At 67.4% G+C, this 22,886-nt stretch carries 16 protein-coding genes; 8 read left to right on the top strand and 8 right to left on the bottom strand.

Going from position 1 to position 22,886, the window contains the following annotated elements; genetic code table 11:
• Positions 1–3 precede the first annotated feature (3 nt).
• The 3 genes from cheB to ACFR9U_RS02135 are packed head-to-tail and all read left to right on the top strand — an operon-like array spanning position 4 to position 4,048.
• Entirely contained in the window at positions 4–1,065 is a 1,062-nt protein-coding gene (gene cheB, locus ACFR9U_RS02145) for a chemotaxis-specific protein-glutamate methyltransferase CheB (protein WP_247377155.1), read from the top strand.
• Entirely contained in the window at positions 1,065–1,478 is a 414-nt protein-coding gene (locus tag ACFR9U_RS02140) for a response regulator (protein WP_247377157.1), read from the top strand. The genes cheB and ACFR9U_RS02140 overlap by 1 nt, the downstream gene beginning before the upstream one ends.
• Positions 1,475–4,048 carry a PAS domain S-box protein gene (locus ACFR9U_RS02135; RefSeq protein ID WP_247377159.1) on the top strand — a complete coding sequence of 858 codons (2,574 nt, stop codon included), beginning with the start codon at positions 1,475–1,477 and terminating at the stop codon, positions 4,046–4,048. The genes ACFR9U_RS02140 and ACFR9U_RS02135 overlap by 4 nt, the downstream gene beginning before the upstream one ends.
• 12 nt (positions 4,049–4,060) lie before the next feature.
• On the opposite strand, the gene gfo6 is transcribed toward ACFR9U_RS02135, so the two are convergent.
• A complete protein-coding gene (gene gfo6, locus ACFR9U_RS02130; RefSeq protein WP_247377161.1) occupies positions 4,061–5,143 on the bottom strand; it encodes a D-xylose 1-dehydrogenase Gfo6 in 1,083 nt (360 codons plus the stop codon).
• Between the two features lie 50 nt (positions 5,144–5,193).
• On the bottom strand, positions 5,194–5,772 hold the full coding sequence (locus tag ACFR9U_RS02125) for a hypothetical protein (RefSeq protein WP_247377163.1): 579 nt from the start codon (positions 5,770–5,772) through the stop codon (positions 5,194–5,196).
• A 243-nt stretch (positions 5,773–6,015) separates the two neighbouring features.
• Here ACFR9U_RS02125 and ppc point away from each other — a divergent pair, with 243 nt between their 5' ends.
• On the top strand, positions 6,016–8,712 hold the full coding sequence (gene ppc, locus ACFR9U_RS02120) for a phosphoenolpyruvate carboxylase (protein WP_247377165.1): 2,697 nt from the start codon (positions 6,016–6,018) through the stop codon (positions 8,710–8,712).
• 80 nt (positions 8,713–8,792) lie between these two features.
• Positions 8,793–9,623 (top strand): aldo/keto reductase, encoded by an 831-nt coding sequence (locus tag ACFR9U_RS02115; protein ID WP_247377166.1) that lies wholly within the window; start codon positions 8,793–8,795, stop codon positions 9,621–9,623.
• A gap of 31 nt (positions 9,624–9,654) precedes the next feature.
• Here the strand turns inward: ACFR9U_RS02115 and ACFR9U_RS02110 are convergent, their stop codons facing one another.
• Genes ACFR9U_RS02110 through glpA form a run of 3 tightly spaced genes read right to left on the bottom strand, consistent with a single transcriptional unit; the run spans position 9,655 to position 13,977 of the window.
• On the bottom strand, positions 9,655–10,983 hold the full coding sequence (locus ACFR9U_RS02110; protein ID WP_247377168.1) for an anaerobic glycerol-3-phosphate dehydrogenase subunit C: 1,329 nt from the start codon (positions 10,981–10,983) through the stop codon (positions 9,655–9,657).
• Positions 10,980–12,254 (bottom strand): glycerol-3-phosphate dehydrogenase subunit GlpB, encoded by a 1,275-nt coding sequence (gene glpB, locus ACFR9U_RS02105; RefSeq protein WP_247377170.1) that lies wholly within the window; start codon positions 12,252–12,254, stop codon positions 10,980–10,982. Before glpB ends, ACFR9U_RS02110 begins: the two co-directional genes overlap by 4 nt.
• Positions 12,244–13,977 carry an anaerobic glycerol-3-phosphate dehydrogenase subunit GlpA gene (gene glpA / locus ACFR9U_RS02100; RefSeq protein WP_247377172.1) on the bottom strand — a complete coding sequence of 578 codons (1,734 nt, stop codon included), beginning with the start codon at positions 13,975–13,977 and terminating at the stop codon, positions 12,244–12,246. Before glpA ends, glpB begins: the two co-directional genes overlap by 11 nt.
• A 476-nt stretch (positions 13,978–14,453) precedes the next feature.
• On the opposite strand from glpA, the gene glpK reads away from it, so the two are divergent.
• The 3 genes from glpK (at position 14,454) to ACFR9U_RS02085 (ending at position 18,369) form a co-directional block, all read left to right on the top strand.
• Positions 14,454–15,992 (top strand): glycerol kinase GlpK, encoded by a 1,539-nt coding sequence (glpK, locus tag ACFR9U_RS02095; protein ID WP_247377174.1) that lies wholly within the window; start codon positions 14,454–14,456, stop codon positions 15,990–15,992.
• A 2-nt stretch (positions 15,993–15,994) separates the two neighbouring features.
• Positions 15,995–17,095 carry a DUF7973 family transport facilitator gene (locus tag ACFR9U_RS02090; protein ID WP_247377176.1) on the top strand — a complete coding sequence of 367 codons (1,101 nt, stop codon included), beginning with the start codon at positions 15,995–15,997 and terminating at the stop codon, positions 17,093–17,095.
• A gap of 95 nt (positions 17,096–17,190) precedes the next feature.
• The gene (locus ACFR9U_RS02085) at positions 17,191–18,369 is read left to right on the top strand and encodes a Cdc6/Cdc18 family protein (RefSeq protein WP_247377178.1); all 1,179 of its coding nucleotides are present in this window, start codon (positions 17,191–17,193) and stop codon (positions 18,367–18,369) included.
• Positions 18,370–18,384: 15 nt separating this feature from the next.
• On the opposite strand, the gene ACFR9U_RS02080 is transcribed toward ACFR9U_RS02085, so the two are convergent.
• The 3 genes from ACFR9U_RS02080 to pyk all read right to left on the bottom strand — a co-directional run bounded on the left by ACFR9U_RS02080 (position 18,385) and on the right by pyk (position 22,880).
• Positions 18,385–19,746, bottom strand: coding sequence for an NAD-dependent succinate-semialdehyde dehydrogenase (locus ACFR9U_RS02080; protein WP_247377569.1), 1,362 nt, complete (start codon positions 19,744–19,746; stop codon positions 18,385–18,387).
• Positions 19,747–20,084: 338 nt separating this feature from the next.
• Entirely contained in the window at positions 20,085–21,053 is a 969-nt protein-coding gene (locus ACFR9U_RS02075; protein WP_247377180.1) for an ROK family protein, read from the bottom strand.
• A gap of 72 nt (positions 21,054–21,125) precedes the next feature.
• Positions 21,126–22,880: a pyruvate kinase gene (gene pyk, locus ACFR9U_RS02070; RefSeq protein ID WP_247377182.1), complete on the bottom strand. Its 1,755-nt coding sequence runs from the start codon at positions 22,878–22,880 to the stop codon at positions 21,126–21,128.
• Between the last annotated feature and the right edge of the window lie 6 nt (positions 22,881–22,886).

The following is a 22,886-nucleotide window of genomic DNA, read 5'->3' as shown; positions in this document are numbered from 1 at the left end:
CTTATGATACGAGTTCTCGTCGTCGACGATTCGCACTTCACGCAGTCACAGGTCGCCAGCTACCTCGAGGAGGCGGGCCACGAGGTCGTCGGCAAAGCGCGAAACGGTAAGCAGGCCATCAGCATGGTCGACGACCACGAACCGGACGTGGTGACGATGGACGTGAAGATGCCGGGAATGGACGGCATCGAGGCCGTCGAGCGCATCATGACCACTCGGCCCACGCCGGTCGTCATGCTCAGCCGCTACACCGAGGACGGGGCCGAGACCACCCTCTCGGCGCTGGAAGCCGGTGCCGTGGACTACTTCCACAAACCCGGTGAGGAGCCGTCGCTGGATCTCTACGAGTACAAGGCGGAACTGATCGACACCATCGAGGACGCCGCCAAGGTCCAGCCGGAACCGCTCGCCCCAGACGAAGACGAGCAGACAGATCGGGACGCGACGGCGGCGTCGGCACCCACCGCGATGCCGGACGCGAACCCGGTCGTCGTCATCGCGAGTTCGACCGGCGGGCCGCGGTTGCTCAAACAGCACCTCGCGTCCCTTCCGCGGGAGGCTGGCTTTCGCGTGCTCGTCGTCCAGCACCTCCGAGAGCGGTTCACCGCCCAGTTCGCCCGCAACCTCGACGCGATCAGCGAGTACACGGTCCGGGAATCCATGGACGGCGCGAGCCTCGGCCCGGGCGAGATCGTCGTCGCCAACGGCGGCTCACACCTCGCCGTCGCGGCCGACGACGGGACGGAACTCACGCTCGGCCACGTCGAGGCTGACGGGGACGTGACCGTGCAGCCGTCGGCCGACGTGACGATGCAGTCGGCAGCTGAAACCGTCGACGGACCGCTCGTGGGCGTCGTGATGACGGGACTCGGAACGGACGGGACCGCCGGCGTGGAGGCGATCAAGCGCGCGGGCGGGACGACCGTCGCGCAAGACGACGAATCGAGTCCGGCCCACTGGATGCCATCGAACGCCCGCGAGAGCGGATACGTCGACCACGTCACGCCCGCGGACGAACTGGTCGAGACGCTCCTCGGCGCCACGCGCCCGGAGGTCGGCCCGTAATGCTGGTGTCGTTCGACGCGACCGACCGTCCGATCAGAGTCCTGCACCTCGACGACGAGCGCGGTTCACTGGCGACGACGGAGAACTACTTCGAGCGGTTCTGGGAGGGCATCCGCATCGAGACGACGACCGATCCGAACGGCGCGCTCGACCGCCTACGGGACGACCCCGACGGCTTCGATCTGCTGCTCTGTGACTTCGAGATGCCCGCGATGGACGGGTTGTCCGTCCTCGCCCGCGTCAGGGACGCCGGCCTCGACATCCCCTTCATCCTCTACACCGGGAAGGGGAGTAACGCGGTCGAAAGCGAGGCCATCGACGCCGGCGTGACGGCCTACGTCGAGAAAGGCGAGGGGATGGATCACCTCGAATCGCTCGCCGAGCAGATCGAGGAGGTCGTTGCCGACACGTGACGCCGTACTCGGGATCGCCGGGGCCGACCGACGAGCCCCCGGCCGCGACCGCGGACGTCGAAGCGGTGTTCGAGCGCATCGACGACGGCGTCTTCGCCCTCGACGCCGACGACCGGTTCACGTTCCTGAACTCACACGCCGAGGAGTTGCTCGGCGTCACCGAGGACGCCGTCCTGGGTGAGCCCATCTGGGACGTGTTCCCCGGCGCGTCCGGGACGACGTTCGAGGCGAACGCTCGCCGCGCCATGGAGACACAGGAGCCGGTCATCTTCGAGGCCTACTACGAGTCGCTGGCGGCGTGGTTCGAGGTCAGGCTGTATCCCGACGACGCCGGCCTGTCGGCGTACTTCCGGGACGTCACCGACCGCAAGGAACGCGAGGAGCAACTGGAGGCCTACGAGACGGGGATCAACGCGGCCGCCGACCTCGTCTACCGCGTCGACCCCGACGGCCGGTTCACGATGGTCAACGACACGCTCGTCGAACGGACCGGATACGCCCGCGAGACGTTGCTCGGCGCGCACGTCTCGACCGTGATGAGCGACGACGACGTCGCGGCCGTCGAAGCCCACATCACGACCGCACTGAACGAGGGCGACGACTCGCCGGCCCCCATCGAGTTCGAGGTACAGTGCGCCGATGGCGAACGCGTCCCCGTGGAGACGAACCTCGAAATCCTCCGCGAGGACGGTGCCTTCGCCGGCACGGTCGGCGTCGGTCGCGACGTCACGGAACGCAGGAAACGCCAGCGCGAACTCGAACGGTTCGAGGAGACGATCAACGCCGTCGACGACGTCGTGTACGCTCTCGACGACGACGGCTGCTTCGAACTGGTCAACGACGCCGCCGCAGACCTGACCGGCTACGACCGCGAGGAGTTGCTGGGCGAACACGTCGGGATCATCAAAGACGACGCGACCGTCGAGTCGGCAGAGGAGAAGCTCCGGTCGCTGCTGGCGGGCCAGTCCGTCGAGACCACCTTCGAGTTCCCACTGCAGCCCAAGGAGGGCTCCGACATCCCCGCCGAGGACCACATGACGATCGTCTACGACGACGACGGTTCGTTCACCGGGACGGCCGGGGTCATCAGGGACATCACGGCCCAGCAGGAACGCCAGCGGAAGCTCTCGGGACTGGTCGAGACGACGCAGGACCTGATGGACGCGCCGGACCACCGGACCGTCGCCGAGACGACGCTGGCGGCCGCGCGCGACGTCCTCGGGTTCGAACTCAGCACCGTCCGGCTCTACGACGACGAGGCGGACGCACTCGTCCCCGTCGCGTCGACCGAGATGGTTCGCGAGCGGATGGACGACCGTCCGACCTACGCCGTCGACGAACCGCCGGTCGGCGACGCGTTCCAGACCGGCGAGATCCTGATGGCCGATGACCTCGCTGCGATCGACGACGACGCCGACCGATCGCCGGTGCAGTCAGCGATGTACGTCCCGATCGGCGAGTACGGGGTGCTGGTGCTCGGGGCCACGGAACCGGATCGAATCGACGATCTCGACCGCCAGGTCGCCGAGGTGCTCGCGACGAGCGCCGCAACCGCCTGCAATCGCGCCGAACGGGAGGCGGAACTCCGCGAGGAGCGCGCGTTTATCGACGGCCTCGTCGACTCGATCCCGGACATCATGTACGCGCTCGACGAGGACCTGAACTACATCCGCTGGAACGACCGGCTGCTCGAGGCGACCGGCTACAGCGAGCGCGAGATCGAGAACATGGGCCCGCTCGAACTGATCGCCGACGAGGACGTGGCGGCGATAACCGGGGCGATCGAGGCGATTCTCGACGGCGGCCGTGCGCGCGCCGAGGCCCGAATCGTCACCAGCGACGGCGATCGCATCCCCTACGAGTTCACCGGCGCACCCGTGACCGAGGCCGACGGCACCGTCGAAGGCATCGTCGGCATCGGCCGAGACGTCTCCGACCGACTCGAACGCGAACGGGAACTCCATCGCCAGAACGAGCGACTGGAGCGGTTCGCCAGCACCGTCTCGCACGACCTCCGGAACCCGCTGCGGATGGCCGAGTCGAACCTGGACATGGCGCGCCACGAGTGCGACTCGGACCTCCTCGCGGCCGTCGACGGCGCCCACGAGCGCATGGAAGAACTCATCGACGACCTGCTGGCGCTCGCTCGCCAGGGCCAGACCGTCGACGAAACCGAACCCGTGAGCCTGGCGACCGTCGCCGGAGACGCCTGGGAACACGTCGACGCGCCGACGGGCGAGTTGACGATCGACGCCGACGGGCGCCTCGACGCGGACCCCCAGCGGCTGCTCCAGGCCTTCGAGAACCTCTTCCGGAACTCCCTGGAACACGCCGGGCCGGACGTGTCGCTCCGCGTCGGGACGACGCCGTCTGGCTTTTTCGTCGCCGACGACGGTCCGGGGATTCCCGCCGACGAACGCGACGCCGTCTTCGAGTACGGGTACTCGACGACCGAGACCGGAACCGGGCTCGGGCTGGCCATCGTCGAGGAAGTGTTCTCCGCCCACGGGTGGGACGTCCGGCTCACCGAGAGCGACGCCGGCGGCGTGCGGTTCGAGGTGCAGACCTGAGCGTTCTCGACCTTACAACTCGACGCGTTCGGTGCGCTCGGCAGCCTCGTAGATGCCTTCGAGGGCACGCATGTCGACGAGGCCGTGGCGGCCGTCGCCGACCGGCTCCCGGTCGGTGTGCAGGCAGTCCGCGAAGTAGTCGAACTCTTCGCGCATCTGGTCGACCTGCTCGAAGGTGGTGTCGACGCGCGTCCCGGCGCGAGAGACCGTGAGTTCCCGAGGCTCCGTGGCGAAGAACGCTGGGTCGAGCGTCGCTGTTCCCTCCGTTCCGATCACCTGGAGGTGGCTCGACTGGACGGCGTTCTGGCTGGCGGTACAGGCAGCAAACACGCCGCCCGGGAACTCGATCGTGAACGCCGCCCGTTCGTCGGGGACGGCGTCGAAGGCGTCGCTCGTCGAGTCCATGCTCGCCTGGACCGCGACCGGATCGGCGTCGAGGACGTAGCGAGCGGTGTTCAGCGGGTAGAGGCCGATGTCGGTGACGCTCGCGCCCGGGCCTGCGAGGTCCGGATTCAGTCGCCACTGATCCGGATTCGGGATCATCTCCATGAGCCGCTGGGACATGTGCCCGTGGAGTTGCACGGGCTCACCGAGCAGCCCCTCCTCGACGAGGTCGCGGAGCCGTCGAACGGCCGGTTCCGTGTGCATTCGGTAGGCGACCATCAGGGTGACGCCGGCGTCCTCGGCGGCAGTCACCATCGCTTCGGCTCGATCGACGGTAGCTTCCATCGGCTTCTCACAGAGGACGGCCTTCCCGAACTCGGTGGCGGATTTGACGTACGGCAGGTGCGTGGCGTTCGGCGTCGCGACGTAGACGGCGTCGTAGATGTCCCGGGCGACCCCGTCGTGGAACTCCTCGTCCGTGATGCCGGCTTCGACGGATTCGACGCTGTCGGCGACCGACTGGGCCTTCTCTTTGTCGCGGCTGACGACGACGCTCGTCTCGCAGAGCGCCGAGTCGGCGACGGCGGGGATGGCCTCCTCACGGGTCCACCATCCCAGGCCGATCATGGCGAAGCGGACTGGCTCCTGGTCACCGCTCGTGGCCTGCCAGTCTCGCTCGGTGAACTCGTCGAAGTACCGGTGGATGTCCATACCGTGGGTTCACGCCGGACTGAAAAAGACGTTTGGCTGGCCCGGGGTGCTTAGCTCGTCTCGAAGTGCCTGACGACAGTGTGACGACAGGACTCGTGGGGGATCAGGTCCTCGGCGCGCTCGGGCGTGCCGCCGTCGTGATCGCTGGCCGCCTCGCGGATCAGTTCGCGCAGGCGGTCGGGCGTCACGGGGCCCTCCGCGTCGATCGCCGACCGGACGTCGGCACAGACAGGCGAGTCGTCCCTGCCCACGGAGTCGACCCAGCGGACGCTGACCTCGTCGTCGCTCTGTGCAGTGAACTTCCGGACGCGAGCGAGGTTGCGGATGGACCCGACTTCCGTGTCGACGATTGTCCGGGCGCGGTCCTCGTCGACGTCGACCTCGCGAACCAGCTGGTCGACGATCATCGTTCTGGCGTACCCGTCCTCGCGACTCACTGCCGCGTCGAGAATCTCGGCGATCCGCCGGGCGTCTTCGCTCGCCAGCTCGTAGTGTTCCATGATCGCTCCCGCGCGACGCTCGACGTCGACCTGCAGGTCCAGTTCCGCTGGCGCATCGGCGGCGCCGCCGCCGTCTCCCGACGCCTCGTCCGCCTCGAACAGCCCGGTGAACCAATTCAGAAGCCCCATGCCAACCGATACCGTGGTCTCTGTCTTAAACTCCGGGCGAATTTCGACGGCTGAGACGGCCTCGACCGTCCGGACCGTCCCGACGGCGCAGTGTTCCTGCGCGACTCGTTCCCGGAGTTCGACTCGCGACCGTCACTCACACTCACCGCGCCGCGCCGATATGTAATAGATATTTACTCGAGTATGAGTTGTAATTTGGGAATTTTCGTCAGTGTTTTACGTGGCGCTGTGTGGTGATATGGTATGGATTTACACGCCAGGGACGTGACCCAGGACGTGCAGGAACTGGGGTCGCTACTGGGAGAGATACTGGCGGCACAGGCGTCGACCGACGCGCTGGAGACCGTCGAGCGATTGCGGACGTCGGCGATCGCCTACCGGCGCGGTGAGGCGGCGTCGCGGGAGGCGGTCCACAGGGAACTCGACCGACTGGAGGCGGATCGCCAGGACGTCGTCGCGCGGGCGTTCACGACGTATTTCGAGCTCATCAACCTCGCGGAGGAACGCCACCGGGTGCGGGAGATCCGCGAGGGCAGCCAGCGAGGGATGCTCTCGGACAGCATCGAAGCGGCGGTCAGCCGACTCGCCGACGCCGACGCGGACCCCGAGACCGTCGAGCAGGTGCTGACGGACGTGCTGATCCAGCCGACCTTCACCGCCCATCCGACCGAAGCGCGCCGGAAGACCGTCAAGGCGAAACTCCGGTCGGTCGCCGACGATCTCGAAACGCTCGACGAAGTCCGACTGACCGACCGGGAGCAACGGGCCGTCGAGCGGGACCTCCACGCCGAGGTGACGAGCCTCTGGCAGACCCCGCAGGTCCGCCGGCGACGGCCGGAGGTGACCGACGAGGCGCTGAACGTCCAGTGGTACCTGGAGAACGTCCTCTTCGACGTCATCAGTGAGGTGTACGACGAACTCGAACGCCATCTCGACGAGCAGTTCGACGCCGACGTCGACGTCCCCAAGCTCTACGAGTTCCGCTCGTGGGCCGGCAGCGACCGCGACGGCAACCCCTACGTCACCCCAGAGATCACCGAGGAGACCCTGGAGCGCCAGCGCGAGACCGTCCTCCCGATGTACCGGAACGAACTCAAGGCGCTGTCCGGCGTCCTCAGCCAGGACGCCAGTCAGATCGACCCCGGCTCGGCCTTCGAGGACCGGCTCGCCGCCGACCGCGAGCGACTCCCCGGCGTCGCCAGCGGGGCCGAGGCGCGTTACCCCGAGGAACCGTACCGCCAGAAGCTCAAACTGATGCGCGAACGCGTCCTCAGGGTCGGGGACGTCCGCCAGGGTGGCTACCGGGACGCCGACGAACTCGCGACGGACCTGCGGGTCATCGCAGACAGTCTGCGCGCGAACGACGCCGCCGACGTCGCCGAGACGCAGGTCGACCCGCTCGTCCGCAAGGTCGAAACGTTCGGCTTCGCGATGGCCAGCCTCGACGTGCGCGACCACCAGGAACAGCACACCACGGCCGTTTCCGAGGCGCTCGCTCGCGAGAGCATCGACTACGCCGAGATGGACGAGGACGAACGGACCGAGGTGCTGACCGAGGCGATCCTCCAGGACGACGCCGTCGTGGACGTCGAGGACAGGGCTGACCTCGGCGACACGGCCAGTCGCGTTCTCCGGCGGTTCGAGAAACTCGCCGACTGGCAGCGGGAGTTCGGCGTCGACGCCATCGACACCTACGCCGTCAGCATGGCCGAGGAACCCAGCCACGTGCTGGAAGTTCTCTTCCTGGCCGATCAGGCCGGCATCGTGGACCTCCCGGGCTACTGCGGGCTGGACGTCGTCCCCCTGCTCGAAACCGAGTACGCCCTCTCCGGGGCGCGGCGCATCATGGGGACGCTGTTCGAGAACGAGGCCTACTCGCAGGCGCTCGAGGCGCGGGGCAACCTCCAGGAGATCATGCTGGGCTACTCCGACTCGAACAAGGAGAACGGCTATCTCGCCGCGAACTGGAGCCTTCACCGCAACCAGAAGCGCCTGGCCGAGATCACAGACGACTACGACGTGGAGATGCGCCTGTTCCACGGCCGCGGCGGGTCGATCTCCCGCGGCGGCGGCCCGATGAACGACGCGATGCTCGCGCTCCCCCGGGAGACGGTGTCGGGCCAGATCAAGTTCACCGAACAGGGCGAAGCCATCTCCGAGAAGTACGCCAACGACGACATCGCAGAGCGGAACTTAGAACAGATGGCTAACGCCCAGATCCGCGCGCGGTACGAAGCCCTCCAGGAGGGCGCCGAGACCATCCCCGACGAGTGGCTGGACGCGCTAGACATCGCGAGCGACGCCGCCCGCGCGGAGTACCAGGACCTGCTGGAAACCGAGGGGTTCGTCCAGTACTTCGAGCAGGCGACGCCCATCACCGTCATCGAGGACCTCAACCTCGGGTCGCGCCCGGCTTCCCGGTCGGAAGAGCGCAGCGTCGAGGACCTCCGGGCGATCCCGTGGGTGTTCTCCTGGACCCAATCCCGGTGTATCATCACCGGCTGGTACTCGCTGGCGTCTGGCCTCCAGCACTACCTCGACGAGGGCGGCGACGTCGAGACGCTCACCGAGATGTACCGCGAGTGGCCGTTCTTCCGGACGGTGCTCGACAACGCGTCCCAGGCGCTGGCCCGCACGGACGTGGAGATCGCCAGTGAGTACGCCGACCTCGCGGACGACGACCTCCGGGAGCGCATCTTCCCGCGCATCCGCGAGGAGTACGAAGCCGCCGTCGACTTAGTCTGCGAGATCACCGGTCGCGACAGCCTGCTGACCCGCGAGTGGCTCGAGGAGAACCTCCAGCGCCGAAACCCCTACGTCGACCCGCTGAACCTGCTACAGGTGCGCCTGCTCGGTGAGGCCGACCTCTCGCCCCAACAGGAGCGGACGCTCCGCCTGACTGTGCAGGGGATCGCTGCCGGGATGAAGAATACGGGGTGAGACGGCTGTTGTCGGCTGGTCACGACCGGCGTCCCGGAAGTCGGCAGCCCTTTAGACGACCCCTGTGAAGGCAGACTCGTATGTCTATTCCGACGCGAACGCTGCCCAGTGGCGACGAGATGCCGCAACTCGGCGCTGGGACGTGGAACATCTCCGGCGAGACCGTGACCGACGCAGTTCGGACGGCGCTCGACGCGGGCTACACCCACGTCGACACCGCCGAAGGCTACAAAAACGAAGCCGAGGTCGGCGCCGCGCTGTCCGAGTACGACCGCGAGGACGTCTTCCTCACCTCGAAAGTCCTCCCGAAGAACCTCCATTACGAGTCCGTGTTGGAGTCATGCGAGGCCAGCCTCGACCGGCTCGGAACGGACTACCTCGACCTCTATCTGATCCACTGGCCGAACCCGACGATCTCGCTCCGGGAAACGCTGGACGCCCTCGAACGCCTCCACGAGGAGGGGAAAGTCCGCAATATCGGCGTGAGCAACTTCAGCAAGTACCAGCTCACGTTCGCGCAGAAAGTGAGCGACGTCCCCATCGCCGTCAACCAGGTGGAGTACCACCCCTGGCTCAACCAGGACGACCTCCTGGCGTACTGTGAGGATAACGACGTCGTCCTCACCGCGGCCGCGCCGCTCGCCCGCACCGAAGTGCTCGACGATCCCGTCGTGCAGGACGTGGCCGCGTCCTACGAGAAGACGCCGGCCCAGGTCGTCCTCCGCTGGCAGATCCAGAAGGGCGTCGTGACGATTCCCAAGTCCTCGACGCCCGCACACATCCGCTCGAACTTCCAGGTGGCCGACTGGGAACTCGACGACCAGGACGTGGCCCGCATCGACGACATCGACACCGAAAAGCGCGTCTACATGATCGACCTCGACGACGAGACCTACGGCATTCCGCGCTGAGTGGCGTCGTCCCGAACGACGGTGGGGCAGCTCACCGCGAAACGAGCGCCGCCTCCAGCACTTCCAGCGGATGGCGAATCTCGTAGCCAGAGCCGTGTTCCATCTGCATCGCGCAGGTCGGGCACTCGGTCATGCCGGTCTCGCCCTCGGCTTCGTCCATGTGCTCGAACATCTCCTCGCCGATGGCCATCGACTTCTCGTACTTCTCGGACTTCCAGCCGTACGTGCCCGAAATCCCCGAACAGGACTCGCCCACGTCCTCGATCTTGACGCCGTCGAGGTCGCGGAACAACTCGACCGCCTGCCGATCGAGGCCCTGGCTCCGGGCGTGACACGGCGCGTGGTACGCCAGGTCCGGGAACTCGACCTCGGCGTCCGAGATCGCACTCCCCAGATCCTCGTGAATCCGGAGGTACTCGACGGCCTCGTAGGTGCTCGCGGAGACTTTCGCGGTACCCTCGAAGGAAAAGAGCTCCGGGTACTCCTGACGGAGCGCCATCGAGCAGGAGGTACAGGAACAGATGACGTCGTACCCTTCTTCGACGAGCTGTGAGAACTCCTTTATGTTGAGTTCGGCGTCGCGACGGGCGTCGTCTAACATGCCATTGGCGAACATCGGCGTGCCCGAACAGCCCTGGTCGGGGACCGCGATCTGGTAGCTGAAGTGCTCGAAGGTGCGGACCATCGCCTTGGCGACCTCTGGCGTGTTGTAGTTCGAATAACAGCCGTGGAAGTACGCGACGCGCTTGTCCTCGCTCTGCACTTTCGGGCCGCCGCGCTCGGCCCACCACTCGCGGAAGGTCTGCTCGGCGAAGGCGGGGAACTCCCGCTCGGCTGTGACGCCGAACAGTTTCTCGCCGACCTGCCGGACGAGCGAATTGCTCATCACCGCGTTGGCGAGGCGGGGCATCTTGCTCGCGAACCAGGCGCTGATGCGGTAGTTCGCGAGGACGCGGTTGCGCCAGTACTCGACGGACCACGTGTCCATCTGCTCGTCGACGTACTCGCCGCGGGCCTCGTTGTGCATCTGGCTGAGGGGCACGTCCGACGGGCAGGCGGTGTCACAGCGCATGCAGTTCGAGCAGTCCATGATCGAGGCGTCGATGTCCTCGTCGTCCTTGCGCTTGAGCCGCCACTGCTCCGGCCCCTGGAACTTCGGGCCGGGGAAGTCGTCGTCGACCTCCGCGACCGGACAGTTCGTATCGCACGTCGAGCACTTGTAACAGTCGTCGGCGCCCTCCCGGAGGTCGAGGTCGCTGTCCGGAAACACCTGGACCGGCTCGAACTCGTCGCCGGCGGGTATCTCGTCGTCGGGGACGGACGGTACGTCGTCGTCTGGGGGTGATTCTGCGTCGCTCATGTCGCCTCCTCTCCTGCCAGTGTGCCTGCGTGGTAGCCGGTCGCCAGCGAAACGCCGCTGCCTGATTTCTCCGCTGCGAAGTCGTAGTTGCCCAGCACTGCACCGGCAGCCCGGAGATTGTCGAACTCCGCTGTGCCGCCGGCGTCCACGGGCCGCAACTCCCGGTCGGGATCGACGCCGAAGCGGGCGAACGGGTGGTCGCCGAAGGCGTCGTCCCCGAACCAGTCGTAGCGGTCCGGTGGCTGTGCGATGTGGCAGTCGAAAACGGGCTCGCGGACGCCCTCGCGGTCCGAGTCGAGACCCTTCCCGACCAGGCCGCCGGTCGCCAGAACGTACTGCTCGGCCGCATAGGGGACCTCGTTGCCCGTTCGACTCACCGTGACTGACGCGACGGTGTCGCCGTCGCGCTCGAAGCCCACGACGGGGTTGCCGGTCTCGATGCTGACGCCGGCCTCGTCGAGGGCCGCGAAGAGTCGGTCTTCCAGCCGGATGCCCGGGAGACTCGGCGGCCCCATCGGGACCTCGAACACGTCGGCGCCGATGTACTCGGCCAGGTCGGCACGGACTTCGCGGGGATGGTCGTCGCCCAGCACTGCGGGGAAGCCGACCCGCTCGGCGCCGTCGAGGTGCCCTTTCACCAGCTCCGCGAGCGCACGTCGCACGCCACGGGTCCCGCCGTCGATGCCCTCGTCCTGATCGAGCAGGTGGGCAAAGCGGGTCACCTTCGGGTCCGCGCTGAGTTTCACCGGGAACTCGACGGTGACGCCCCGCGCCCGGAACGGCGCACCCGTCGCACCGAGGTGGGTCGCCGCCAGCGGCGCGTCGAACCCGGGCAGGCGCTCGAACCCGACGAGCAGTGCGTCTCGGCCGTCGCTGGCCAGTCCGGCGGCAGCGCTGTCTGGATAGCGGGCCGTGGGTTTGATCGTGCCACCGTGCGTCGGCACGAGCGCGTTCGCGTCGGTGTGGCTGCCTTCGTAGGTACCGGCCGTGATCTCGTCGAACAGGGCGAGTCCCGACGCGACGGCGTCGGTGCCGACGCGCTCGTATGGGTGCCCCTCCGGGAGGTCGTCGATGGCGTCGAACGGATCGACGAGCGGCCCCTCGCCGTCCGGCGTGTACCCGAGGACGTCGACGAGTCCACTGGCGTGGCGGAGCGTGGACTGCTTGTACGAGACCAGGCGCACGTGGGCGCCCGACCGCGCGGCCGAGATGGCTGCCGTGATTCCGGCGAGTCCGCCGCCCACGACGAGAACGTCCTGTTCAATCGCCACGCCGCTCACCTCCGTCCGTGGCCGCACTCGTTCGATTCGCGCTGGCACCTGCCCCCCTCCCGTCGTCGAACGCCGCGAAGTCGATGGTGTCCTCCCGCCGGGCGGGATCAGCGTCTCGGTTCATGGTGGTCGCGTGGAGCGCGTAGGTGAGCATGGCCTGCGAGAGCTGTTCGCCCCACAGCGCGTGGCGCTGGCCCTTCCACCGTTCCTGATAGAGTTCGTCCAGCGCCGCGTACGACTGCTCGGCGTCGTACTCCGGGTGGAGTTCCTGGGCGATTGCGTGGGTACAGAACCCGCCCTGACAGTTCCCCATCGAAGCACGGGTCCGAATGCGGACGGCGTTCAGGTCAGTGCCGGCCTGGCTGATGGCGTCCTGGAGTTCCGCGCGGGTGACGCCTTCACAGCCACAGACGACGGGGTTGGGGTCGGTCGTCGAGAGCACCTCGTCGGCCCGGTCGCCGAGGCGCTGGACGGATCGTTTCTTGATGGGCGAGGTCAGCCCGTAGTCGTCCATCGCGTCCTCCAGGACGCGGAAGTCCTCGCTGCCCGGCAGGGGAGCGTCTGCGGTTCGACAGGTGGCTGACACGCCGAGCTTTGCGCAGACGTGGTCGCTGATGTCCTCGGCCATCATCCGGTAGGTCGTGAACTTCCCGCCGACGATCGAGGTCATGCCCGGGAGATCGTCGCGCTCGGTGTGATCGAGCAGGAAGAAGTCCCGCGTGATGTCCTCGGGGTTCTCGGTGCCGGCGCCCGGCGGTTCGTACAGCGGACGAACGCCCCAGTACGACCGAATGGTTCGGGCCTCCTGGAGGACCGGGACGAGTTTCGAGAGTTCGTCGATCATCAGGTCGACCTCCCACTGCTCTTCCGGGTAGTCTTCGGGATCGTCGACCTCGGCGTCGGTGGTCCCGAGGATGGCCGTCGTCTCGTGGGGCACGATGATGTCGGCGTTGCCCTTCGGCTTACAGCGGTTGATGACGGTGTCCACCTGCCGGACGTTCATCACGGTCATCACGCCTTTCGAGGGGCGGACCTCGATGTCGACGCCGGCCATCTCGCCGATCTGGCCGGCCCACGCGCCCGTGGCGTTGACGACGTAGTCGGCCGCGATCTCTTCGGTCGTTCCGGCCGCGCCGTGGTCGCGCTTTCCCGGGCCGCTCCGGTGTCGAACCTCGGCGCCGACGACTTCGCCGGCCTCGACGAGCAGGTTGGTCACCTCGGCGTGGGTCTCGATGCGGGCGCCGTGGTTCTCCGCGCTGCGGGCGTTCGCGACGCAGAGCCTGAAGGGGTCGACGGCCCCGTCGGGGACGGCGATCGCTCGCTTGACGTCCTTCGCGAGGTACGGTTCGCGCTTGCGTGCCTCCCGCCCGGAGAGAACTTCCGTGGGGATGTCGCACTCGTCACAGCCCCGGAGCTTCCGCTCGAAGTACTCGTCGGAGTCTTCGGGGCGCTGGACGAACAGCCCGCCCGTCTCCTCGACGCAGTGGCTCGCGATGTCTTCGAGGACGCGCGTCTCCTGAATGCACTCTTTGGCACTGGCCTGGTCAGCGACGGCGTACCGGCCGCCGCTGTGGAGCAACCCGTGCATCCGCCCCGTCGTTCCGTGTGTCAGGTTCCCCTTCTCGACGAGGGTGACGTCGACGCCGCGCATCGCCAGGTCCCGGGCGATGCCACAGCCCGTCGACCCACCGCCGATCACGAGAACGCTCGGTGTGTCAGCCATCGCACTGTCCCCACATTGGACTGCGTATACATATTTTTACCGCAGGGGAATCACTATCAGTAAAATACTCTACTCACTCGTCATGATTGATCGCCCGCCAGCCACCAACCCAGCGCTGACGCGGCGGGGAACCGAGTCGCTCCGCGCGTCCCGAACTGTCCGCTTTTCTAAACGAGCGACGGGAATTCCGCCCCCGTGTCGGGTTCTGTCCCGGGCAGGAGATCACGCTTTCCGTGCTGTGGCTCACCGAGCTGCGGTGCTCGGTCTGTCCGGGTCCGGACCACCGCCTTCGAGCACTACTACCTGTTGGAACTTCGGGCCACTGGCATCACCTCCTCGTCACCTCTCTTTGCTTATATCCGGTTCTAGAGGTGCGTTACTGCGTAACACTTATCATCATAGACTATAATTTTTACCGCTAAGACGGCTTTGGCAGTAAAGAAAGCCGTCGTCGACACCAGAGTGGTGAACGCCATATGCCAACAGACACCTACGTCGGTGCGATCGATCAAGGGACGACCGGGACCCGGTTCATGGTCTTCGACCATAGCGGCCAGGTCGTCGCCAACGCCTACCAGAAGCACGAACAGATCTATCCGGAACCCGGGTGGGTCGAACACGACCCGATGGAGATCTGGGAGAACACCAAAGACGTCGTGACGACCGGTCTCACCGAGGCCGGTCTCGAACCGAGTCAGCTGGAAGCGCTGGGTATCACGAACCAGCGCGAGACGACGATCGTCTGGGACGCCCAGACCGGGAAGCCGGTCCACAACGCGCTCGTCTGGCAGGACCGTCGGACGACGGACCGGGTCGAGGAGATCCAGGAAGCCGGCAAGGTCGAGTGGATCCGGGAAAAGACGGGACTGGAGTGCGACGCGTACTTCTCCGCGACCAAGACGGAGTGGATCCTCGACAACGCCGATCCGATCAAGATGGATCGGTCTCGAACCGAGGACATCCGCGACCGCGCCGAGAACGGGGAGCTGATGATGGGGACGATCGACGCGTGGCTCATCTACAACCTCACCGGCAACCACATCACGGACGTCTCGAACGCCTCACGGACGATGCTGTTCAACATCCACGACCTGGCGTGGGACGCCGAACTCCTGGAGGAGTTCGACGTCCCCGCGTCGATGCTCCCGGAGGTACGCCCGTCGTCCGACGAGGACTACTACGGGTACACCGACGCCGACGGCTTCCTCGGCGAAGCCGTTCCGGTCGCGGGGGCGCTCGGCGACCAGCAGGCCGCGATGTTCGGCCAGACCTGTTTCGACGAGGGCGACGCGAAGAACACCTACGGGACGGGCTCGTTCTACCTGATGAACACGGGCAACGAGGCCGTCGAGTCCGATCACGGCCTGCTGACGACGATCGGCTTCCAGCGCTCGGGGGAACCCGTCCAGTACGCGCTGGAGGGCGCGATCTTCATCACCGGCGCCGCGATCGAGTGGCTCGAAGACGTCGATCTCATCGACAACGCGGCCGCGACCGCGGAGATGGCGCGCTCGGTCGACTCCACGGACGGCGTCTACCTGGTCCCCGCCTTTACCGGCCTCGGCGCCCCCCACTGGGACGGCCGCGCACGCGGCACCATCGTCGGGATGACCCGCGGCACGCGCCGCGAACACATCGTCCGCGCGACCCTGGAGTCCATCGCGTACCAGACGCGCGACGTGGCAGAAGCCATGGAGGCCGACTCCGGCGTCGAGACGACGAGTCTGCGCGTCGACGGCGGGGCGGTCAAGAACAACTTCCTCTGTCAGCTCCAGTCGGACATCATCGGCACGGAGATCGTCCGGCCGGAAGTCGACGAGACGACCGCGCTGGGGTCGGCCTACGCGGCCGGCCTCGCCGTCGGCTACTGGGAGACGCTGGACGAACTCCGGGACAACTGGCAGGTCGACCGGGAGTTCGCGGTCGAGAACCCAGACGGGTACGACGAGAAGTACGAGCGCTGGGCCGAGGCGGTCGAGCGCTCGAAGAACTGGGCCACAGACGGAGGTGACTGAGGATGGCCGTCGAAGCGCTCGTCGAAGCGCTCAGCAATCCGGCGCTCTGGATTGCCGCGTTCGCCGGTGGCGCGTTCGGCGCGGCACTGGGCGCGCTCCCGGCCTTCTGTTTCACCGGGTTCATGGTGATCGCCGGCGAGGCGTCCAACCTCGCGACGAAGGCGATCGCGGGCGAACTCGGCGCGATCCAGGGCCAGATCGGGACCGGCATCACGGGTAGCGTGGCGTTCGGGCCGGTGTTCGGTCCGCACATCTCCTTTGCGGGCGGTGCGGCCGCGGCTGCCTACGCGGCGCGGAAAGGGTACATGGACTCCGGCTTCGACTATCACGAGGCCAAGAACATCGCCTACGCGCTCGGCACCAAGCCCGACGTGCTCGCGGTCGGCGGCGTGTTCGGCATTCTCGGAATGCTGATCCGGCAGGTCTCGTTCAACTTCGGCGTCCCGTGGGACCCGATCGCCATCGGCGTCGTGCTCTCGGCGCTGTTCCACCGCCTGGCCTTCGGGTACCCGCTGATCGGCGAGGTTCGGGGCGACAGCATCTTGGACATGACGCCGTTCGCACGCGAAGAGATGCGCCCTGCTCGTAGCACGGCCGCCGCGGCCACCGACGGTGGCACGGTGAAAGAGCGACTCGCCGTCGAGCCGTGGCTCGGCCACCAGTACAAGTGGGCCAACGTCGCCATGATCGGCCTCGTCGCCGGAATTCTCGGTGCCTACACGGCCGTCGTCACTGGCAGCGCGTTCCTGGCGTTCGGCATCAGCGCAGCGACGCTGACCTTCCTGAACCTTGGCGTCGAGCAGATCCCGGTCACGCATCACATCACTCTGCCGGCCAGCACGGCGACGCTCGCAGTGATGGCCTCCGGGGACGCCGCACTCGCCGGGCAGGGCGCTGCGGTCGCCGTCCTCGTCGGCGCTGCCTTCGGCGTCATCGGAGCACTGTTCGGCGAAACGTTCCAGCGCGTCTTCTACGCTCACGGCGACACGCACTGGGACCCGCCGGCCGCAGCGATCGTCTTCTGTACCTTCTTGATCGGGGTCCTGACGATCGCCGGCGTGTTCCCGACGAGCGTCTGGGTCCCGCTCCCGGCCGGGGTCTGACCGAATCACATCACTTTCCTTACTGTACTGCCAACCGAACGTTACGTCCGGTCGTCGCTTCCCCGACGAATGATCGTTCACCGAACACAACGCCGATGGATCTGAAAGCTCGCATCCGCCGACGCCGTCGCACCGGTAACACTGCTCCCCTCGTGCTCGACTACGAGGCGATCAGTCCGATCGCCCACGTGTCCGAGCCGACCGGCCGTGGTCCCGTTCTCGAACGCCTGTTGGATTACCTCGATCCGGTGTTCGACGGCGGCCTGCCGCCGAATGCCTACGTCTGGGGACCGATGGGCGCCGGGAAGTCGGCCGTCGTCACCGCGCTGTGGTCGAACCTCTCGGCACAGCTCTCGGAGTCCCAGTCGGTCATCCACACGACGACGCGCTCCCAGCCGACGAACGCCCCGCAGTTCGTCTACGTCGACAGCCGCGAGGCCGCGAGCGCCTTCGCACAGTACCGCACCATCCTCGACGCCGTCTCCGCGGAGTCCATCCCGGAGAAAGGCATCGGCACCGACACCCTCCGCGCTCGGCTCGCAGACTCGCTCCGACCGCCGGGCGAGAACGTGATCGTCGCCATCGACCACGTCGGCGAGCCCGAGACCTGTGAACTGGCGACGATCGCCGAGCGACTCGCGCCGCTCGATTCGTCGCTCACCTGGGTCGCCATCGGCCGGCCCGACCCGGACGAACTGTCGGCGGACCTCCCGCCGGAACGCATCGAGGTGCCGGCGTACCGCCGCCACGACCTGGTCGACATCCTCACCGGCCGCGCGTCCGAGGGCCTCTCCGAGCGAGCGCTCCAGCACGAGCAGACCCGCGAGATCGCCGACTGGGCCGAGGGAAACGCCCACGACGCCCTGGCGGCCCTGTTCGGGGCCGCCGACCGCGCCGCGAGCCACGGTCGGTCGCGAATCCACAGCGAGGACATCACTGCGGGCATGATGGACGTCCCGCGGCCCTGTAGCTCGCTGGGCCGCGTCGTGGCACTTCCGCAGAACCGCCAGCTCGTTCTTCGCACGCTCGTCGACCTGGACGACGACGCCCGTGAATCCGTCGAGCGCACGACTGACGCCATCGTCGAGACGGCCTCGGTCGATCTCACTTCGGGCACCGTCAAGCGGTTCCTCTACGAACTCGCCGAGACCGGCATCGTCGAACGCGTTCGGCAGGAGGCCGCGAGCGAGGGGCACGGCCGCCCGCCCAGCCGCGTCGAACCCCGGTTCCCCACCACCGTGTTCAAACGCCTCTACGACACCAGGGCGGACTGACGCCGCCGCTGGCGATCACTCGATCCAGACGGTTTTCCGGTTGACGAACTCCTGGATGCCGATCGCGGAGAGTTCCCGACCGTACCCCGAATCGCCGACGCCGCCGAACGGCACTCGTGGGTCCGACTTCACGAGCTGGTTGACGTAGACGCAGCCGGCGTCGATCTGGCCGGCGAGTCGCTCGCCGCGCTCGCGGTCGGCGGTCCAGACGCTCGCGCCCAGACCGAACCGAGTGTCGTTGGCGACCTCGAGAGCCTCGGCCTCGTCGTCGACGCGGTAGACGGTCGCGACGGGACCGAACAGCTCTTCGGAGTCGGCCGGGCAGTTCGCGGGCACGTCCGCGAGGACCGTCGGCGGGTAGTACGCTCCATCGCGGTCGAGTGGTTCACCGCCCGTGAGGACCGTCGCCCCGGCCTCGACGCTGGCGGTGACCTGCTCGTGGAGCTCTTCGAGGAACCGCTGGCGCGCCTGTGGCCCGACGTCGGTCGACTCGTCCATCGGGTCGCCGACGGTCAGCGCCTCGACTTCCTCGACCAGTTGGTCGACGAACTCGTCGTAGACGGCGTCGTGGACGACGAACCGCTTGGCGGCGATGCACGACTGGCCACCGTTCTGGTTGCGCGCCCACGCTCCGCGCTCCGCTGCGTGCTCGACGTCGGCGTCTTCGAGGACGACGAACGGATCGCTGCCGCCGAGTTCGAGCACGGTCTTCTTGAGGTGCTCGCCGGCGGTCGACGCGACGGCTCTCCCGGCCGGGCCGCTCCCCGTCAACGTCGCTGCCTCGACGCGCTCGTCGGCGATGATGTCGTCGACGAGGCTCGACGGCGCCAGGACGGACTGGAAGACGCCCTCGGGATAGCCGGCCTCCCGGAACACGTCCGCGATGGCGAGCGCACACCCCGGGACGTTCGAGGCGTGTTTCAGCACCCCGACGTTCCCCGCCGTCAGATACGGCGCGGCGAACCGGAACACCTGCCAGAACGGGAAGTTCCAGGGCATCACCGCCAGGACGACCCCGAGCGGATCGTACGCCGTCTTGACGGTCGAGCCGGCCGGACTCGGGTAGTGGTCGTCGGCGAGGTACGCGCTCGCGTGCTGGGCGTAGTGCTCACAGCCCCAGATGCACTTCTCGATCTCCGCCGTCGCCTGCGAGATCGGTTTCCCCATCTCTCGGGTCATCAACTCGGCGTACTCCGCCTTGCGATCCCTGAGCACGTCCGCAGCGTTCAGCAGTAACTGCTCGCGCTCGCGCATCGGTCGCTGTCGCCAGGACTCGAACGCGTCCGACGCCCGGGCGAGCGCCGCTTCGACGTCGTCCTCGTCTGCCTGCTCGTACGCGTCGATCTGTTCCCCAGTCGCCGGATTCACTGGTCTGATCTTCTCCATGAATTGTCGAACTCTGTACTACAGTCTCGGCCTTTGTCGAAATAAATCTAACTCTGGATGCAAACGGTTATAGTAACGTCTGGGTTGGGTGCGTCGTCACGTCTCTCGGCCGCGCGATGTCGTTTTGGACGTGATATGTCTCGAATTCGGCATCGCTGACAGTCGCGAAACTGTAACGTAAATCGGTTACTCTGGGGTGTGGCCACGTGCGCGCAGCCGGTCGCGAAATGGTAGTGCGAGGAATGCCGCGAAAACCCACTGGAGAAGCGCTCACCTGCGGATTCGGGACCGGTCGCCTGTACCACCTGCGGCGGCTCTGCTGCGGTCCCTCACCGACGGATTCGGGACCGGTCACCAGTTCCCCCAGTCCGCGCGCTCGCGAGCGCTCCCTTCACCCCGACGTCGTCGCCCAGATTCGTCAGCTGCAGGTCTGGCACGTTCGACACGACCGCGTCGTCCAGCCGGTCGCGAACCGGATCGAGGACTTGCTCGGGGTTGTTCAGGGCGACCGCGCCGCCGACGTAGATCGCCAGCGGCGCGTACGCGTGGACGACGTTCGCGACGCCGATGACGTTCCACTCTGTCACTCGCTCCAGCACCAGATCGGCCAGCGGGTCCCCGCCCGCGGCGGCGAACACGTCCGCAGCGGTGAAGTTCGGGTCGGCGACGGCCATCTCGGTCTCGACGCCTTCGGTCTCGGCGAGGAACTCGGCGTAGTGCGGGATGTTCGACCCGGAACAGTACGCTTCCCAGTGGCCGGCGTGGCCGCAGCCACAGACGAGCCGTCCCGCGGGGTCGACCGTCAGGTGGCCGACTTCGCCGGCGTTGCCGTCCCAGCCGGTGAGGACGTGGCCGTCGACGCAGACGCCAGCGCCGATGCCCGTCGAGATGGTGAGATACACCATGTCGTCGGGGTTGCGGTCGCTGTGGAACCGCTCGCCGATGACCGCGGCCGTGGTGTCGTTGTGGAGGTAGACCTGGTCGCTCTCGACGAGGTTCTCGACGGGGCCGGTCAGCGGGATGCGGTCGATGGTTTCGGGGAGGTTCGCGGGGTCCTGGACTTCCCCGGCCGCCAGGTCGAGCGGGCCGATGGAACCGATGCCGACCGCGCGGATCTCGGTCGGGTCGGCCCCGGCAGTCTCGCAGGCCGTTCGGAGCGAGTCGAGGACGGCCTCGGTCACGGCGATGCCGCCCGGTCCCTGGGGGGTCCCGCGTCGGTCCTCCCCGAGAATCGTCCCGTCGTCGTCCGCGACCACGGCTCGGACGTTCGTCGCGCCGAGGTCGACTCCCGCGTACATGCAGGGCACTGAGGGCGCTGGCACACTTAAGCCCGTTCGCTGGACGTGAGTGCACGCGGAAAATGGTGGCTGCTACTCCGTCGCGTCCGCTCGGTCGCCGACCGTGTCCTCGTAGACGACGCCGCGTTCCGCGTCGAGAGTGACGACGGTCCCGTCGCCGACGTCGGGCAGGTCGGCGTCCGAGATCATCGGCACGTCGATCTCGCGGGCGACGATGGCGGCGTAGCCGGTGACGCCCTGATGGCCGTCGATGATGCCCCCGAGTTTCGAGACGTCCCCGTCGAACTCCCCGTCGAACTCGTCGGGCACGGCCAGGATCGCGCCCTCGGGCACCGCCGAGAGGTCGCCGTCGCCGACGCGGACGAGCGGCCCGGAGACGAGCCCCTCGACGACCGAGCGGCCGGACGCCAGCGTCTCGGCGGCGACGTGGACTTTGAGCATGTTCGCGGTGTCGAGCCCTTCGAGTTCGGTCATCATCCCCGAGAGGACGACGACGGTCTCGCCGGCCTCGGCCACGCCGGCGTCGAGCGCCGACTGGACTGCCGTCTGGATGACCGCGTCGGCGCCGCCGTTCGTGTAGGGCACGTATCTGGGCTGAATCCCCCACGAGAGTGCCAGTTGCCGTCGAACGCGCTCGCTGGGCGTGGCGGCGATCACGGGCATGTCCGGGCGGTACTTCGCGGCTTTCAATGCGGTGTACCCGGACTCCGAGGCGGCGACGATCGCGCTGGCGTCGACGTCCCGCGCGAGGTAGCGGGCCGACCGCGCCAGGGCGTCGGTGCTGGTCTCGCCCGCGGCCGGGACGCGCTGTTCCCGTGACTCGGCGTACTCCTCGCTCCCCTCCACGTCGCGGATGATGCGGTCCATCGTCTCGACGACGCGGGCCGGGTGGTCGCCGATGGCCGTCTCCCCGGAGAGCATGACCGCGTCGGTGCCGTCCAGCACGGCGTTGGCCACGTCGGAGGCCTCCGCACGGGTGGGGCGGCGCGCGTGAACCATCGAGTCGAGCATCTCCGTGGCGGTGATGACCGGTACGCCCTCGGCGTGGCACTGCTTGATGATGCGCTTCTGGATGAGCGGGACTTCCTCCATCGGGCACTCCACGCCCAGATCGCCCCGGGCGACCATGATGCCGTAGGCCTCGTCGATGATCGAGTCCAGGTTCTCGACGGCGCCCGACCGTTCGATCTTGGCGATGATGGGGACGTCGCCGCCGAGGTCGTCGATGTGTTTGCCGATCTCGTAGACGTCCTCGCCGTCGCGGACGAAACTCGCGGCGACGAAGTCCACGTCCTTCTCGACGGCGACTTCGAGTTCCCGGCGGTCCTGGTCGGTGATCGTCGGGAGGTCGAGGTCGACGCCGGGGACGTTGACGCCTTTTCTCCCCCCGAGTTCGCCGCCGTCCTCGACGTGGGCGACGACGACGTCGTCCGCGACGGATTCGACGGTGGTCTCGATGCGACCGTCGTCTAAGAGCACGCGGTCGCCAGGTTCGACGGCCGAAATGGACATCGACAGGCCGATCTCGTCGGACGTGGCGTCGTTGCTGGCGACGAACCGGACGGTCGAACCGGCGTCGACGTGGATCGGCTCGTCGATCGGTGCGGTCCGGACCTCGGGGCCGGCGATGTCGTGGACGACCGGGATCGGCGCCGACAGTTCGCCGCTGACCTCGCGGACGCGGTCGATGAGATCGGCGCGTTCCTCGGGCGTGCCGTGGCTGGCGTTCATCCGGACGACGTCCATGCCGGCCTCGATCAGTGCCCGTAGCTGTTCGCGCGACTCCGATGCCGGACCGATCGTACAGACGATTTTTGCGTTTCGCATACAGGA

Source organism: Halorientalis brevis (assembly GCF_042678165.1).
GTDB lineage: Archaea > Halobacteriota > Halobacteria > Halobacteriales > Haloarculaceae > Halorientalis > Halorientalis brevis.
This window is presented reverse-complemented; position numbering and strand designations above follow the sequence as displayed.

Coding starts and splice junctions, on each gene's coding strand:
- ACFR9U_RS02085 (WP_247377178.1), top strand. CDS start 17,191: ATGGATCTGAAAGCTCGCATCCGCCGACGCCGTCGCACCGGTAACACT.
- cheB (WP_247377155.1), top strand. CDS start 4: ATGATACGAGTTCTCGTCGTCGACGATTCGCACTTCACGCAGTCACAG.
- ppc (WP_247377165.1), top strand. CDS start 6,016: ATGGATTTACACGCCAGGGACGTGACCCAGGACGTGCAGGAACTGGGG.
- ACFR9U_RS02115 (WP_247377166.1), top strand. CDS start 8,793: ATGTCTATTCCGACGCGAACGCTGCCCAGTGGCGACGAGATGCCGCAA.
- gfo6 (WP_247377161.1), bottom strand. CDS start 5,143: ATGGACATCCACCGGTACTTCGACGAGTTCACCGAGCGAGACTGGCAG.
- pyk (WP_247377182.1), bottom strand. CDS start 22,880: ATGCGAAACGCAAAAATCGTCTGTACGATCGGTCCGGCATCGGAGTCG.
- ACFR9U_RS02140 (WP_247377157.1), top strand. CDS start 1,065: ATGCTGGTGTCGTTCGACGCGACCGACCGTCCGATCAGAGTCCTGCAC.
- glpA (WP_247377172.1), bottom strand. CDS start 13,977: ATGGCTGACACACCGAGCGTTCTCGTGATCGGCGGTGGGTCGACGGGC.
- ACFR9U_RS02110 (WP_247377168.1), bottom strand. CDS start 10,983: ATGAGCGACGCAGAATCACCCCCAGACGACGACGTACCGTCCGTCCCC.
- ACFR9U_RS02075 (WP_247377180.1), bottom strand. CDS start 21,053: ATGTACGCGGGAGTCGACCTCGGCGCGACGAACGTCCGAGCCGTGGTC.
- ACFR9U_RS02090 (WP_247377176.1), top strand. CDS start 15,995: ATGGCCGTCGAAGCGCTCGTCGAAGCGCTCAGCAATCCGGCGCTCTGG.
- ACFR9U_RS02125 (WP_247377163.1), bottom strand. CDS start 5,772: ATGGGGCTTCTGAATTGGTTCACCGGGCTGTTCGAGGCGGACGAGGCG.
- glpK (WP_247377174.1), top strand. CDS start 14,454: ATGCCAACAGACACCTACGTCGGTGCGATCGATCAAGGGACGACCGGG.